This window comes from Catenulispora pinisilvae (assembly GCF_015356865.1).
Classification (GTDB): Bacteria; Actinomycetota; Actinomycetes; order Streptomycetales; family Catenulisporaceae; genus Catenulispora; species Catenulispora pinisilvae.
This window is the reverse complement of sequence record NZ_JAAFZA010000040.1, coordinates 20978-35568: the sequence shown is the minus strand read 5'-3', so window position 1 is coordinate 35568 and position 14591 is coordinate 20978. Positions and strand designations below refer to the sequence as shown.

General features: G+C 69.5%; 13 protein-coding genes. 8 read left to right on the top strand and 5 right to left on the bottom strand.

Annotated elements, in window-relative coordinates; translation table 11 throughout:
- Nucleotides 1-290: 290 nt before the first annotated feature.
- On the bottom strand, nt 291-1748 hold the full coding sequence (locus tag IZR01_RS13815; RefSeq protein ID WP_194924049.1) for an alkaline phosphatase family protein: 1458 nt from the start codon (nt 1746-1748) through the stop codon (nt 291-293).
- A gap of 135 nt (nt 1749-1883) precedes the next feature.
- On the opposite strand from IZR01_RS13815, the gene IZR01_RS13810 reads away from it, so the two are divergent.
- Together IZR01_RS13810 and IZR01_RS13805 are read left to right on the top strand one after the other, a co-directional pair.
- Nucleotides 1884-2375 (top strand): nucleoside 2-deoxyribosyltransferase domain-containing protein, encoded by a 492-nt coding sequence (locus IZR01_RS13810; RefSeq protein ID WP_194896256.1) that lies wholly within the window; start codon nt 1884-1886, stop codon nt 2373-2375.
- 130 nt (nt 2376-2505) lie between these two features.
- A complete protein-coding gene (locus tag IZR01_RS13805; RefSeq protein ID WP_194896255.1) occupies nt 2506-3081 on the top strand; it encodes a hypothetical protein in 576 nt (191 codons plus the stop codon).
- A gap of 125 nt (nt 3082-3206) precedes the next feature.
- Here IZR01_RS13805 and IZR01_RS13800 read toward each other — a convergent pair whose 3' ends face one another.
- The gene (locus tag IZR01_RS13800; RefSeq protein ID WP_194924048.1) at nt 3207-4670 is read right to left on the bottom strand and encodes an Ig-like domain-containing protein; all 1464 of its coding nucleotides are present in this window, start codon (nt 4668-4670) and stop codon (nt 3207-3209) included.
- A gap of 232 nt (nt 4671-4902) precedes the next feature.
- Nucleotides 4903-5646 carry an ArsR/SmtB family transcription factor gene (locus IZR01_RS13795; RefSeq protein ID WP_194924047.1) on the bottom strand — a complete coding sequence of 248 codons (744 nt, stop codon included), beginning with the start codon at nt 5644-5646 and terminating at the stop codon, nt 4903-4905.
- Between the two features lie 65 nt (nt 5647-5711).
- Here IZR01_RS13795 and IZR01_RS13790 point away from each other — a divergent pair, with 65 nt between their 5' ends.
- The 5 genes from IZR01_RS13790 to IZR01_RS13770 all read left to right on the top strand — a co-directional run bounded on the left by IZR01_RS13790 (nt 5712) and on the right by IZR01_RS13770 (nt 9859).
- Nucleotides 5712-6332, top strand: a complete 621-nt coding sequence (locus tag IZR01_RS13790; protein ID WP_194896252.1) for a flavin reductase family protein — start codon at nt 5712-5714, stop codon at nt 6330-6332.
- Nucleotides 6333-6450: 118 nt separating this feature from the next.
- Nucleotides 6451-8094 (top strand): GMC oxidoreductase, encoded by a 1644-nt coding sequence (locus IZR01_RS13785; RefSeq protein ID WP_194924046.1) that lies wholly within the window; start codon nt 6451-6453, stop codon nt 8092-8094.
- Entirely contained in the window at nt 8084-9169 is a 1086-nt protein-coding gene (locus IZR01_RS13780) for an NAD(P)H-dependent amine dehydrogenase family protein (RefSeq protein WP_194924045.1), read from the top strand. Before IZR01_RS13785 ends, IZR01_RS13780 begins: the two co-directional genes overlap by 11 nt.
- Nucleotides 9166-9645 carry a carboxymuconolactone decarboxylase family protein gene (locus IZR01_RS13775; protein WP_194924044.1) on the top strand — a complete coding sequence of 160 codons (480 nt, stop codon included), beginning with the start codon at nt 9166-9168 and terminating at the stop codon, nt 9643-9645. Before IZR01_RS13780 ends, IZR01_RS13775 begins: the two co-directional genes overlap by 4 nt.
- A 4-nt stretch (nt 9646-9649) precedes the next feature.
- Nucleotides 9650-9859, top strand: coding sequence for a hypothetical protein (locus tag IZR01_RS13770; RefSeq protein ID WP_194924043.1), 210 nt, complete (start codon nt 9650-9652; stop codon nt 9857-9859).
- 152 nt (nt 9860-10011) lie between these two features.
- On the opposite strand, the gene IZR01_RS13765 is transcribed toward IZR01_RS13770, so the two are convergent.
- Entirely contained in the window at nt 10012-10599 is a 588-nt protein-coding gene (locus IZR01_RS13765; RefSeq protein ID WP_228554888.1) for a hypothetical protein, read from the bottom strand.
- A 145-nt stretch (nt 10600-10744) separates the two neighbouring features.
- On the bottom strand, nt 10745-13408 hold the full coding sequence (gene asnB / locus IZR01_RS13760; protein WP_194924042.1) for an asparagine synthase (glutamine-hydrolyzing): 2664 nt from the start codon (nt 13406-13408) through the stop codon (nt 10745-10747).
- A gap of 262 nt (nt 13409-13670) precedes the next feature.
- Between asnB and IZR01_RS13755 the strand changes: the two genes are divergently transcribed.
- On the top strand, nt 13671-14591 hold the full coding sequence (locus IZR01_RS13755; protein WP_194924041.1) for a hypothetical protein: 921 nt from the start codon (nt 13671-13673) through the stop codon (nt 14589-14591).

The window sequence follows — 14591 nt, the reverse complement described above, 5'->3', positions numbered from 1 at the left end:
CACGGGGGTCGGTTTCAAATGACTCTCGCGGTCCGGGGCAGGAAGAGGCGTGCCGGCCGGCGAGGTCCCCGCTCGCGGCGGGGCATGACCCAGACGGTAAGCACAAGCCTGAGCAAATAACAAGAACGATGACATGTAGTTGATATAGGACGCACTGGCGGTGAGGGTTTCGGGTGCTTTTGGCCACAGGCCTCACGATGCGTGGCGGCCGGATCACTGTCAGGGCAACCGGAACTGGGAAGGGCCTGAGGCGTTCTCAGGACCTTCCCAGCGTTAACAAAAGGGACTATTCACCCCACCCGGCGGCGGCGTCCCGGGTCCTGGCGCGGCATGCTCTGCTCCGTCGGCGGCACCGGCGCGGGCAGCGTCGCGACCTCGTTCAGTTCGGTCTGGTACAGCGCCTCGGCGTCCGGGAGCTTCGGGAACGCGCGGTGCGGCTCATGCATACGCAGCGTCCGTGTGAGATCACCGACAGTACGGCGGCGCCAGTCGCTGATGTTCGGCTCCCAGATGCCGAACCGGCGCTCCAGGAAGCGCAGCGTCGAGGTGTGGTCGAAGACCTCCGAGCACACGTAGCCGCCGGCGCTCCACGGCGAGACGACGAGCGTCGGCACCCGGAACCCGAGCCCGTTGGGGCCCGCGAAGCCGCCGCAGTCCGCCGGCAGCGGGTCGGCGGTGATCCACTCCCCCGGCGTGCCGGGCGGCGCGGTGGGCGGCGGCACGTGGTCGAACTGGCCGTCGTTCTCGTCGTAGGTGATGATCAGCACGGTCTTGGCCCACACGTCGGGGTTCTGGCCGAGCGCGTCCAGCACGTCCCAGATGTACTCGGCCCCGGCCGCCGGCAGCCCCGGCGGGTGCTCGCTGGCCTCCGGCAGCCCGATCGAGGGCTGGTACTGCGAGTTCAGCCAGCTGACGGCGGGCAGGTCGCCGTTGGCGATGTCGTCGGCGATCGCCTGCGGCGGCCGGGCCTGCACGCCGTTGATCCACAACGAGGAATCCTTGGGAGCGTCCTGGAAAGCCTGGAACCAGCCCAGATCCGAGCCCGCGGTGTTGGCGACGTAGTAGCGCCAGCTGATGCCGGCGGCCTCCAGGCGTTCGGCGTAGGTGGTCCAGCCGAACGGCGCCGGGTTGGCATTGCTCACCACCGGACCGCCGGCCACGCCGTGCGGGTCGTTGGTGCCGCTGATCGCCATCACCCGGTTGGGATGCGTGGGGCCGAAGACCGAGCAGTGGTAGTTGTCGCACACGGTGAAGGCGTCAGCGAGCGCGTAGTGGAACGGCACGTCCTGGCGCGTGTGGTAACCCATGGTCCAGGGCCCGCCGTCGGTGACGCGGTGCGCGGCCAGCCAGCCGTCCATCGCGCCCTGATTCCAGGACGCGTGCTGGGCCGGCCAGCCGTGGTCGGTGCTGGGGTACTTGGCCCCGCTGGTCTTGGTGGTGTCGACACGGAACGGCAGGGTGTAGCCGTCGGGATTGGCGGCGTCCGGCTGGTAGAACACCGGACGGCCGTCGGGCAGGCGGATGGCGTCGCGGTCCCCGAACCCCCGCACCCCGGACATCGTGCCGAAGTAGTGGTCGAAGCTGCGGTTCTCCTGCATCAGGATCATGACGTGCTCGATCTGGTCCAGCGAGTGCAGCCGCGGATCCGGGGCGGCCGCGGCCATCGCCTCGGTCAGCGAGGGCGGCAGTAGGGACAGCGCGGAGGTGGCGGCGGCTGTGGTGACCAGACGACGACGGGACAACGACATACGCGGGCTCCTGTCTTCGACAGAGGATTGAGATGTCGCTCTTCCTTCGCAAAGTAGCCGCGGATGATGGATTCGGGGAGAACTCCGGGTGCCGAGCGTTGCCAGAAGGCACGCGGTTCCCCTGATGATGACCGCATGACTGTTTCCGTCGTGTGGGCCCGCCAGCCGATCCCGGCCGGGCCGAGCGTGTTCCTGGCCGGTCCGACCCCGCGCTCCGAAGCCGTCGCCTCCTGGCGTCCGCAGGCGATCCAGGCGCTGGACGCCGCGTGGACCGCGCCGGCGACCTTGCACATCCTGATTCCGGAGCACCCCGGCGGTCTGTCGGACACCGAGTACGAGGACCAGATCGAGTGGGAGTGGGACGGACTGGACCGCGCCTCGGCGATCCTGTTCTGGATTCCGCGCGATCTGCGCACTCTGCCGGGTTTCACCACAAACGTCGAGTTCGGGTTCACCGTGCGCTCGGGCCGCACGGTGCTCGGCTGCCCGCCGGACTGCCCGAATCCCGAGCGGAACCGCTATCTGGTCCGGCTGGGGCGCAGGTTCGGGATTCCCGTGACGGAGACGCTGGCGGCGACGGTCGCCGCGGCGCTGGAGATCGTCTCAATGGTCGACATCACGCGATGATCGCGAGCCGCTCACGTTTGACATCGTTTTTAAGGGATATCCCTCCGGTCTGTGCACTCGACGTCAACCCGTTGCGGTAGCGTGGCGAGGCACTTCGCACGCTCGATACACAACAATGGGGGTAACACCAATGTCCACCACGCGTGGCGTCCGGGCTCTCGTCGGCGCGGCCCTGGCCTCGTCGGTGATCCTGCTCGGGGGCTGTTCTTCGTCCGGCACGACGCCCGGTAGCAGCAGCAACCCGCTCACCGGCGGCCAGACCGGCCACACCTCGGCGGCGGGGTCCACCGGCGGCACCTCCTCGACCGGGGGGTCCTCGACCGGCGGCGCTTCCTCTTCCGACACTTCGGGCACGACCGGCGGCGACTCGTCCTCGGACGACTCCAGCTCGACCGGCGGCACCACCGGCGGGCTCGGCGGCAGCGATCCGGGGTGCCAGGCGGCGATGACGGACCTGTCCACCCTCGGCTCATCGATGGGCAGCGTCGGCACCAACCCCGCAGCCGCGATCGCCGCGTTCAAGACCCTCGGCGACAAGTTCCACGCTGACGCGGCCAAGTCGACCGACCCGTCGAAGGCCGCGGCGATCAACAAGGTCGGCGACGACCTCACCAACATCGCCAACGCCGCCTCCTCCGGCAAGCAGCCTGACGAGACCGCGGTCACGACTGACATGACCGCGCTGGGCACGACCTGCGGCGCCTGAGGTCCGCACAACCCGCGGGCGGAACGTGACGACGCGACGCCCGCCGCGCCCGCTCGACGAACGGCCTGGCCGGGGATCCCCCGGCCAGGCCGTCACTTTTCGCAGCTCCTATCTCATCTCAGTTCTCAGACACACCCGTGGATGTCACTCGTCGACGAGGCCACGATCGTGTCCAGCAGCCCGGGCACGATCACGTGCACCGCGTTGACCGTCAGCGTGTGGTCGGTGCCGGTGCCGGTGGGGATCTGCTCGTTCAGGATCAGCTTGATCCCGAGCAGGTTCACCGTGGTGTTCGGGCCCGGGGTGACGCTGACCGGTACCGCGATGCCGCCGACCGTGATGGAGGCGATGGTCGCGCCGCCGGTGCTGCCGGCGCAGACCGAGTGCGAGGTGGATGTGACCGCACCGATCTGGATCGCCGGGAGGCCGAGCAGGCCGATGCCGACGTGCTGTACCGAGGCGTTGGCGGTGGAGGAGTCCGGGGCGACCGCGGTGGTGACGTTCGCACACAGCGTGCCGGCGTTGATCAGGCCGCTGATGGTGACCACGCAGGGCGGGGAGCTGTTGCTCGCCACGGTGGTCGCGACCGGGCCGGCCTGGGGTGTCGGCGTGATGCCCAGCAGGCCGGAGGACTCCAGAGCGTAGGCGCGGCCGGTCAGCAGGATGTCCCAGATGACGCTGACGTCGTTGGAGCTGACGGTGCCGGCCGGGTTCGACGTCGAGGAGCCGACTGTGTCAGTCCCCGAAGTCGTACTGGTATAGCTGAACGTCGCGTTGCCCGCGGCGTCCGTGGTCCCGGTGCCGGTCAGGCCGCTGTTCGGGCCCGCGGAGACCTTGAACGCGATCGGCGCGCCCTGTAGCGGGTCGCCGCAGCTGTTGACGTAGTCGGCGGTGACAGAGGCCTGAGAACCGACCGCGAGTTCCTGCTGGTTCGGCGCCAGAGTCAGGATCGAGCCGGGGCAGGAGACGCTGCCGACCGGCGCCCACTGCTGGGACTCGTTGCCCATCCCGCAGGAGGCGCCGTCCACGCCGCCGGTGTTCAGGATCTTGCCGGTGTCGTTGAAGTTGCTGACCACACCGTCGATGGACACCGTGACGACCGGGACCACGCCGGACTGATTGCAGTTCCCGGACCAGTCCGCGCCGTTCGGCCCGATGTCGGAGGTGTCGAAGGAGCCGTCGGTGGTGCAGCCGGAGCTGAAGGAGTTGATCGTCTGGGTGAGGATGTACTGCCCGTTCATTCCAAGCGGTACGTTGTGCCGCCAGATGTCGAACACGCAGGTACCGAAGCTCACCTTCACGTAATCGACGTTGACGTTGACCCCGGTGTTGTTGATGACCCGCACCGCGCCGGCGTCGAAGGTGCAGCCGCCGGTACAGCCGCCGTAGGTGACGTTCGGCGCGCCCTCCCACGGAGTCGGGAAGTTGTTGGGATTGGCCCGCGCGTTGTCGGCGTAGCCGAGCTGCACCGCGACGTTGGCGGCGGCGTGCGCCCGGCCGGCCGGCGCGACCACCAGCGCGGCGGCCGTGAGCACCAGCATTCCGAGGAACGCCAGGGCTCTTCGCACACTGATTGAGGATGCTGACATGACTCCTCCACCCCTTGTCGAACCCGAATGGGACGCGCGGCGCCCTCCCACTGGTACCCGAAGAACTGGTTCGCCGGAAGCCGACCGCGTGCCGGTGACCCTATTCGTGCTCTGATTCGATGTCGCTCCGGCGCGGCCGGGCGATGGCTGGCGCGGCGCCGCACCGCCCGCTACCGCAATGCCGCATAGCACCGCGACCGGCCGGGGCCGATGAGTGAATCAGAGAACTGAGTCAGTTCCCGGCCGGGGTCAACAGCTCCGCGGACAGCCCCAGCCGGGCGGCCAGGACGTCGCGGCCGGCCGGGGTGACGAGCACCGCGCGGCTGCTGCCGACCCGCCGGATCCAGCCCTGGTCCAGCGCGTGGCCGCACAGTGCCGCGCCGACCGCGCCGGCCAGGTGCGGGCGGCGTTCGGTCCAGTCCAGACACGGCCGCAGCGCCGGGCGTTTGGCCGAGGCCGGGACGTCGATCGCGAGCTCGGCGAGCCAGCGTTCGCCACCGGGGGTGAGCCGCGGGCCGTGCTCCCACTCCACGAGCGCGCGCTCGGTCATGGCGTCGGCGATCGCCACGCCGACCCGGCCGGCCAGGTGGTCATAGCAGGTGCGGGCGTGGGCCAGCGCGCGCCGCCGGCTGTCGGCGGACAGCGTGCGCGCCGCGGGGGCCGGCCGGACCGGTGCGGCGGCGGCCATGGTCTCGATCAGCTCGGCCATCTGCTGGTCGGCCAGCCGCACGTAGCGGTGCCGGCCCTGGCGTTCCTGGACCAGCAGCCCGCCGGCGACCATGGTGTTCAGGTGCTCGGTGGCGGTGGACGGCGCGACGCCGGCGTGCCGGGCCAGCTCCGTCGGGGTCCAGGCGCGGCCGTCGAGCAGGGCCAGGCAGAAGGTGGCGCGGGTGCCGTCGGCCAGCAGGCGGGCCATCGCGGCCAGGTCGGAGCCGACGAGGGTGGGGTCCGCGGGGACGGGGCCGGTGGTGCTCATACCAGCGATTATGGTCCGGCCACGGTTCGGCCGCCGCCGAAGTGTCCGCTGCCTACGGTCGGCTCATGAGCGAGCATGTCCCGATCGAGCCGACGATCCTGTACTTCGGCACCCCGGTGGTCCTGCTGTCGACGGAGAACGACGACGGCTCGGCCAACCTCGCGCCGATCTCCTCGGCGTGGGCACTGGGTTACACGATCGTCATCGGCCTCGGTGCGGACGGCCAGACCGCCTACAACCTCGCGCGGCGTCCGGAGATCGTGATCAACGTGCCCGGACCGCATTTGTGGAAGCAGATCGAGTCGCTGGCCGGGGTGACGGGCCGGTTCCCGGTGCCGGAGAGCAAACCGGCCGGGATGCGGTACGAGCCTGACAAGTTCGGTGTATCAGGGTTCACATCTCAGGAGTCTGTTCTTGTCAATCCGCCGCGGGTCGCGGAGTGCGGGTTGCAGTTCGAGGCCCGGGTGGCGCCGGCCCGGCTCGACGTCACCGGGGACTTCCTCATCGTCGAGGCTCAAGTGCTGAAGGTGCACGCCGATCGGGCGGTCGTGATCGCCGGGACGGACTATGTGCAGCCGGCGGCGTGGAGTCCGCTGATCTACAACTTCCGGCACTACTTCGGGCTGGGTCCGGAGTTGGGGCACACGTATCGGAGTCAAACCCCTCGGCGCGCCGATACAGCATGATCTACCTGCGGTTTTTGATCTGATGCTCCGTTATATTACTCGTCAGTAAGTGCGTGACTTCTCACGGTGGCGGTAGTAGAACAAGTTCTCAAAATCCGCACCGTGTGAGGAGCGTCACATGAGCGCAACAGCAAGGCGGGGCCCAGGAGTCCGAGGTCTGTCACGGCGCGGATTCCTGGCGGGAACCGGTTCTGTTCTAGGCGCGGCGGCGCTGGGCGGCTTCTCCGCCGCGAAGGCCGCCGCCGCGGCGCGGCGCGCCACCCCCATCGGCAACGGCGCCCACGTCCAGGCGCTGGTCATCGGCACCGGCTACGGCGGCTCGGTGGCCGCGCTGCGGCTGGCCCAGGCCGGCGTCGCGGTGGAGATGATCGAGATGGGCATGGCCTGGGACACCCCGGGCTCGGACGGCAAGATCTTCTGCAACCTGACCAGCCCGGACCAGCGGTCGTTCTGGCTGCGGACGGAGACCAAGCAGCCGGTCGGCTACTTCCTCGGGATCCCGATCGACCGCGCTATCGCCTCGTACACCGGGATCCTGGACGCCGAGGACTTCGCCGGGATCACCGTGTACCAGGGCCGGGGCATCGGGGGCGGGTCGCTGGTGAACGGCGGGATGGCGGTGACCCCGAAGCAGGCGAACTTCGGCGCGATCCTGCCCTCGGTGGATCCGAACGAGATGTACAACGTCTACTACCCGCGGGCCAACGCCGGGCTCGGCGCCGGGGTCATCCCCAACGGCTGGTTCAACACCACGCAGTGGTACGAGTTCGCGCGGGTCGGACAGAAGCAGGCCGGTCGCTCCGGGTTCCCGTTCGAGTTCGTGCCGGACGTGTATGACTGGAACTACATGCAGCAGGAGGACGCCGGCACGGTCCCGCGCTCGGCGCTGGCCCAGGAGCTGCTCTACGGCAACAACTACGGCAAGAAGTCCCTACAGAAGACGTACATCCCGGCCGCGCTGGCCACCGGCAAGGTCAACATCTCCCCGCTGCACAAGGTGACCTCGGTGTCCCCGGCCTCCGGCGGCGGGTACACGGTGCTGATGAACCAGCTGGACACCTCCGGGAACGTGGTCGCCACCAAGGAGGTGACCGCGGACAAGGTGGTCTTCGCCGCGGGCAGCGTGGGCACCAGCAAGCTGCTGGTGCAGATGCGCGACACCGGGCAGCTGCCGAACCTGAACGACCAGGTCGGCCAGGGCTGGGGCGACAACGGGAACATCATGGTGGGCCGGGCCAACCAGATCTGGGACCCCACCGGCGCCAACCAGTCGACCATCCCCTGCGGCGGCATCGACAACTGGACCGCCGGCGGCGCGTTCGCCGAGGTGGCCCCGCTGCCGATCGGGATCGAGACCTGGGCCTCGCTGTACCTGTCGATCACCAGGAACCCGCACCGCGCGCAGTTCTCCTGGAACAGCTCCACGCAGAAGGTGGATCTGAGCTGGCAGCAGGCGTGGAAGCAGGACGGGATCACGATGGCCAAGACCATCTTCGACAAGATCAACTCGACCGAGGGCACCATCTACCGGACCGACCTGTTCGGGACGTACAAGACCTGGCAGGACGAGATCACCTACCACCCGCTCGGCGGCGCGGTACTGAATCAGGCTACTGATAACTACGGGCGGCTGACCGCCTATCCGGGGCTGTACGTGATGGACGGCGCGCTGATCCCCGGCAACACCAGCGTCAACCCGTTCGTCACGATCACGGCGCTGGCCGAGCGCAACATCGAGAACATCATCGCCAATGGCGGATGAGATCCCGACCCTGGTGTGGGGCACCGGGAACATCGGGCGCGCGGCGATCCGGGCGGTCGCCGCGCGCCCCGGGCTGAGCCTGCACGCGGTGCTCGTGCACGACCCGGCGAAAGTCGGGCGCGACGCCGGGGAGTTGGCCGGGCTGGGGCGCCGGCTGGGGGTCGCGGCGACCGACGACGTCGCGGCGGCGCTGCGCGGGGCGCGGGCCGTGGTGTACGCGGCCTCCGGGGACGTGCGGCCGGATGCGGCGTTGGCGGACGTCATCCGCGCGATCCGGAGCGGGGCGGTCGTGGTCACGCCGGCTTTGTACGCGTTCTACGACCCGCCGAGCGCGCCGGCCGGCCAACGGGAGCAGGTGCTCACGGCGGTGGCCGCCGGCGGCGGGTCGCTGTTCGCGTCGGGGGTGGATCCGGGGTGGGCCAACGACGTGCTGCCGCTGCTGATGGCCGGGTTGGGGACCTCGATCGAGGCGGTGCGGTGTCAGGAGATCTTCGACTACTCGACGTACGACCAGGAGGACTCGGTCCGGTACCTGGTCGGCATGGGGCAGCCGATGGACTACGAGCCGCCGATGACCGCGCCGGGGGTGCCGACGATGGTGTGGGGCGGCCAGATCCGGCTGATGGCGCGGGCATTGGACGTCACGGTGACGGAGATCGAGGAGCACGTGGAGCGCGCGCCGCTGCCGGAGTCGGTGGACACGACGACGATGGGGCGCTTCGAGGCCGGGACCCAGGGCGGGGTGCGCTTCGAGGTGCGCGGGCTGGTCGGCGGCGCGGCGCGGATCGTGGTCGAGCACGTGACCCGGATCCACGCCTCGGTGGCGCCGCGGTGGCCGCAGGCGCCGGACGGGGTCGGGGCGCACCGGGTGCTGATCGAGGGCCGGCCGCGGATCGAGGTCACGGTGGAGGCCGCGGACGAGGGCGGGAACCGCTCGGCGGGCGGCAACGCGACGGCCGCGGGGCGGCTGGTCGGGGCGATCGGGTTTTTGGTGGGGCGGGAGCCGGGGATCTACGACGCGCTGAACGTGCCGATCGGGGCGCCGGTCGGGCTGTGGGGAGGAGAATCGCAGTGATCATCGATGTACCCGAGGGCAAGGAGCCGATCGGCTACGTGTGGGGCGAGATGGTGCCCGGCATCGGACCGGCGGCGGCCGCGTTCTCGATGGCCGTGTACCAGCACACGACTTTGGGGCTGCGGGAGTTCGAGGCGGCCCGGTTGCGGACTGCCCAGATCAACGGCTGCCTGTTCTGCCTGGACTGGCGCACGGAGCGCGATGGCGTGAAGGTCGAGGAGGGCTTCGACGCGGCGGTCGCCGAATGGCGAACCGCCGAGGCACTGGACCGGCGGGCGAAGCTGGCCGCCGAGTATGCCGAGCGCTACGCCCTGGAGCACCACGGCCTGGACGCCGAGTTCTGGCAGCGCATGCTCGAGGACTATTCGCAGGCTGAGATAGTCGAGCTGACGATGTGTCTGGGGTCGTGGCTGGCCTTCGGGCGGCTCAACCATGTGCTGGGGATCGACGCGGTGTGTGTGCTGCCGGGACACTGATCGGGTGGCCGAGGACTGGGATCCCGATGATCTGATGGTGACCGTCGAGCATCCGATGGGGACCGTCGAGGTACCGCTCAGCAAGTGGATCGCGCGGGGGCCGGGGCCTCGGCGCCTGCTGCGGCCGACGGCCGTCCGGTCGCGCGCCACCGGCGAAGCGCTGCCCTTGAGTGTGATCCCGGAGCGCTACCGGAACGAGCGCCCCGGCCGATGACGGGGCGGCGCCGTTGCCGCCCGCATCGATCCGGGTTGTTTTCCTTGTGCCGTATGTGGAACTTGCCGTGCCTGGAGCTTGCCGTGTCTGGAGCTTGCCGTGTCTGGAGCTTGCCGTGTCTGGAGCTTGCCGTGTCTGGAGCTTGCCGCGCCTCAGCGCGAGAGCTCCACCATGGTGTCCTCGAAGTCCGGGAACTCGTCCCGGGCCGCGGCGACCACCTGGCGGGCCGTCATCGGGCCGGTGCCGGCGTGCTTCTCGGCGACCGCCGTGAACTCCGGATGGGGCCGGCTCCGGCGGGTCGGGTGCTCCACCGCTTCGTAGGGTCCTGAGCCGTCGGCCACCAGCCACAGGAACGAGGGCAGGTCGCAGGCGACCACGCCGGTCTCACCGTCCGAGCCGAGGAACACGATGGGCTGTTCGGCCAGTGCGGCGTCTTCGCGGACCAGCCAGAAGGCGGCGTAGCCGCCGTCCGCGCTCTGGCCGAAGACGCGGAACTGGTCGGCGTCGGCGTCCTGGTTGGCGGTCCAGCCGCGTAACCAGTCGGCGGTGTCGTCGGGGTCCAGGAACTCCTCGAAGGGTTCGAAGTCCACCGGGGGGTCTGCGGGCGCGTCGTCCTCGTCGGGCTCGGCGCGCTCCTCGTCCTCGTCCTCGTCGGCCTCCAGATCCTGCGGGAAACCGATCGCGGCTATCGCGGCCAGCGCCGCGGGCAGGGCGAGGTCGTCGTCGTCTTCGATAGTCACGAGCCGTAGATTAGCTGGGCTTGGGCCGTCTGCTCCAGCGTTGGGGCAATGGTCTGTGTCTGACGGGGTGTTCGAACACGCGGCAGGCCCGGTCCGCGAACGGAACCGGGCCTGCCGACCTGGTGATCGATCAGAGTCTGAGCACTTACTTCTGCTTCGGGAGCACCACCACGGCCAGCGGCGTGCGCTGCGCGCCCTGCCCCAGCGGGTTGTCCTTGAACATCTCCGCGATCTTGTCCTCGCCGACCGTGGTGGCCTGGCCGAGGATGTTGCAGCCCAGGTCGTTGGCGTCGATGATGGCCACGCCCTGGAAGTTCTCGGCCGCCGTGGCGGGCAGCACCTTGCGGATCCGGTCGGCCAGCTCGGCGGCGGCCTTGTCGGGCTGCGCCGGGGCCAGCTTCGCCGAGACGTTCGACGGGTACAGCGAGTACTGCGTCGGGCCGTCGATGGCCCGCACCGCGGGGCCGGCCAGCTGGTAGAACAGGCCCTTGCGGCCGACGACCTTGCCGACGGCGCCGGCCGCGGAGGCGGCGACGATGCGCGGCAGGCCGGCCTCCTGGATCGCCAGCTGCATGGTCTCCGGGGAGCCCAGGCCGATGCCGGCCGGCGTGCGGACCACGAACTTCTGCAACTTGCGGGCCGCGAAGGAGGGCTTGATCTCCCACAGGAAGTAGCTGCGGCCCTGGGAGATCGCGACCACCTTCTCGCTGACCGCCAGGAACCAGGGGCTGTTCAGCGCCTCGGCGTGGTCGTCGGACTCGGCCGCCTTGGCGGCGAACTCCGCGCCGTACTCGGAGATCTTGGTGTGGAAGTCGTCGCCCTTGGCGAAGGCGTCGGTCTGGATCGGGAAGCGGAGCACCTGGCCGCTGGAGGCGGTGCTGATCGCGATCTGCTTGCCGGGGTTGGCCGCGAAGTACTCCTTGACCGCCGAGGTCGTGGAGTCGACGTGGGTGCCGGGGGCGTCGACGAAGGTGCGCAGCCAGAGTTCGACGTTGAGCATCCGCCAGAACAGCATCGTGTCGCTGTTCTTGCCGGCGATGAACTCCTCGAACGCGCGCAGCACCGAGGCCTGGTCGAAGTACGGCCGCGAACCGAAGGAGTCCGAGCGGAAGACCGTGTGCACGTGGTTCTTGATCCGCAGGAACCACTCGCGCTCCGGCGTCGTGAAGCCGATCTTGTTGCGGCGGTCCACGATCTGGTCCGGCAGCAGCCCGCGCACCGAGTCGCGCAGGATCCTCTTGTTCCAGCCGCCCTTGATGATCGCCTCGGGCTCCAGGGTGAACAGGTAGCGCACCAGGTTGAAGTCCAGGAACGGGACCCGGCCCTCCAGCGAGAACCGCATGGTGTTGCGGTCCTCGTAGCGCAGCAGCGAGGGCAGCGAGTTGGCGAAGATGTCCTCGACCAGCCGGGCCTTCAGGTCGTCCGGCACCGGGCTGAACGTCTCACCCTTGTGCTGCTTGGCGAAGCCCTTGTCCAGCATCTGCCGGATGTCCACCGGCTGGTCCAGGCCGATCTTGCCGCGGACCACCTGCTTGCCGTAGCGGGACAGCACGTCGGTGGAGGAGACCACCTCGCGCATCAGCTTCCCGTACTGCTTCTCCTTGCGCAGCTGGCGCAGGTAGACGAAGTAGTACGGCAGGTACCCGGCCATCATCTCGTCCGCGCCCTGGCCGTCCAGCAGGACCGTGACGTGCTTGGTGGCCTCCTGCATCACCTTGTACTGCGCGTAGGGGCCGGTGGAGATGGTCGGCTCCTCCTGGGTCCGCACGAAGTCGGCGAGGTCCTCCAGGAACTCGTCCGGGTTCGGGTGGATCTTGTGGCAGTTCACCGGGCCGTCGGCCTTGGCCAGGACCGCGTCGACGTAGCGCTCCTCGTCGTTGACGCTGCCGGGGAAGACCGCGGAGAAGCTGTTCTGCTCCGAGCCGACCGACTCCACGTCCTTCGCGTGCTGCTTCATCAGCTTGCTGATGACGGCGACCACCGTGGAGGAGTCCAGGCCGCCGGACAGCGCGGTGCCGACGGGGACCTCACCGACCAGCCGCATCCGGATCGACTCCGTCAGCCGCTCCTTGAACTCCTTGGTGGTGTCCTTGGTGAACGGCGAGCGCGGGCCGTCCGCCAGCAGGTCCTCACGCAGCGTGGTGAACATCCGGCGCTGCACGTCGGCGCCGTCGACGACCACCAGCTCGCCCGGGCGCACCTTCTCGATGCCGGCGAAGAAGGTGCGGTCGGAGTCCTCGTGGATGCGGAAGCGCAGGTAGCGGTAGAGCGTGGCGTCGTCCGGGGCCGCCTGGACCAGGCCCGAGGCCAGGACCGCCTTGATCTCCGAGCCGAAGACCAGCCGGTGGCCGTCGTCGGCGCCGGTCACCGAGGCCAGGTAGAGCGGCTTGATGCCGAAGTGGTCGCGGGCCAGGTAGCTCTTGCCGGTCTCGGTGTCGTGGATGGCGATGGCGAACATGCCGTTGAAGCGGTCGAAGGCCGCCTCGCCCCACTCGGCGAAGGCCTGGACCACCACTTCGGTGTCGCAGACCGTGCGGAAGGTGCGGCCGAGGGCTTCCAGCTCGGCCATCAGCTCCCGGTAGTTGTAGACCTCGCCGTTGTAGACGGCGGCGTAGCGGCCGTCCTCGGTGACGAACGGCTGATCGCCGTGCGCCCGGTCGATGATGGCCAGGCGGCGGTGGGCGTAACCGACCTTCGCCCCGTCGCTGTAGACGCCCTCGCCGTCGGGCCCCCGGTGGGCGATGGCGTCGCCCATCCGCTTGAGCATGGCCTCGTCATGGGCCCCGAAGACACCCGCGATACCGCACATGTGCCGTGCCACTCCTCGCCGTATGTTGAACCTGCCGCGCGCTGAGCCAAACCTATACGACGAGCGGGTGACGCCCGTGCGACGCCGAGTAGTGTGATCTTCGAGCGGGCAGGGGTACCGGCGTGATCCGTCCCAACGTCGTCCCCCGACGCGCCCGGCCCGGCGTGGGATCTTCCGACGTTGCTACCATCGAAGGCGGAGGCGAATTTCCAGCGCATCCGCCCATGCCGGACGCCACGGCTACCGATCCGGGGGGACGACGATGGCGAATGACACCGTGACCGAAAGGACGCCGGGCCCGGCCGAACCCGGCCCCGAACCCGGCGGCGAACTCGGGGATTCAGTGGACGGCTCGGGCAGGCCAGGCAGTCCGGCCGATTCGGCCGATCCGGCCGGACCGGCTATCGGCGACCCGGTCGGGACCACCACTGCCCCGGCGGACCCGGACGCCCTGGACGTCCCGGAGCGCCACCGCGCGCCGGTGATCCGCTTCGCGCTGGCCGTCGGGCGCACCTTCGCCCGCGACATGGTCGTCTTCTTCTCGGTGCCGGTCCGGGAGCTCCGGACCCGCAAGCTGATGGCGATCCCGTGCACGCTGCTGTGCGTGCTGACGATCGGGATCCTGTGGATCCTGGAGTTGAACCGGCCCCACGGGCTGGCGTTCGTCCTGGACGTGGCCGGGGTCCGGCAGGGCGAGCCGATCTGGAAGCTGCTGCCGCAGCTCCCGCTGTCGCTGTTCGCCCCGGCCCCGGACCTGCCGGCCTGGGGCGCGATGACCCAGGTGCTGATCGCCTTCGGGATCGCGGAGTGCTGGCTGGGCTGGAAGCGGATGATCATGATCGCGATGATCACCAGCGCGGTCACCTCGATGGCCGCCCGGGTGATGGTCTACGCCAGCAACTGGCTGCACATCGGCACCCCGCAGATCGACAACTTCCAGGTCGACACCGGCCCCTCGGTCGCGGTGGTGTCGCTGCTGATCTACCTGGCGCTGCGGCTGCGCACGTACTGGGTGGTGGCGCTGACCGCGGTGTCGATGGGCGGCGAGGCGGCGATCCTGCCGAACCTGGCCGGCCGGGAGCACCTGGTGGCGATCAGCCTGGGCATCATCACGTACTTCCTGCTGGACCGGTGGTGGCCGGCCTGGAAGCGGCGAAGGATCCAGCGGGCCACCTCGGGCTGA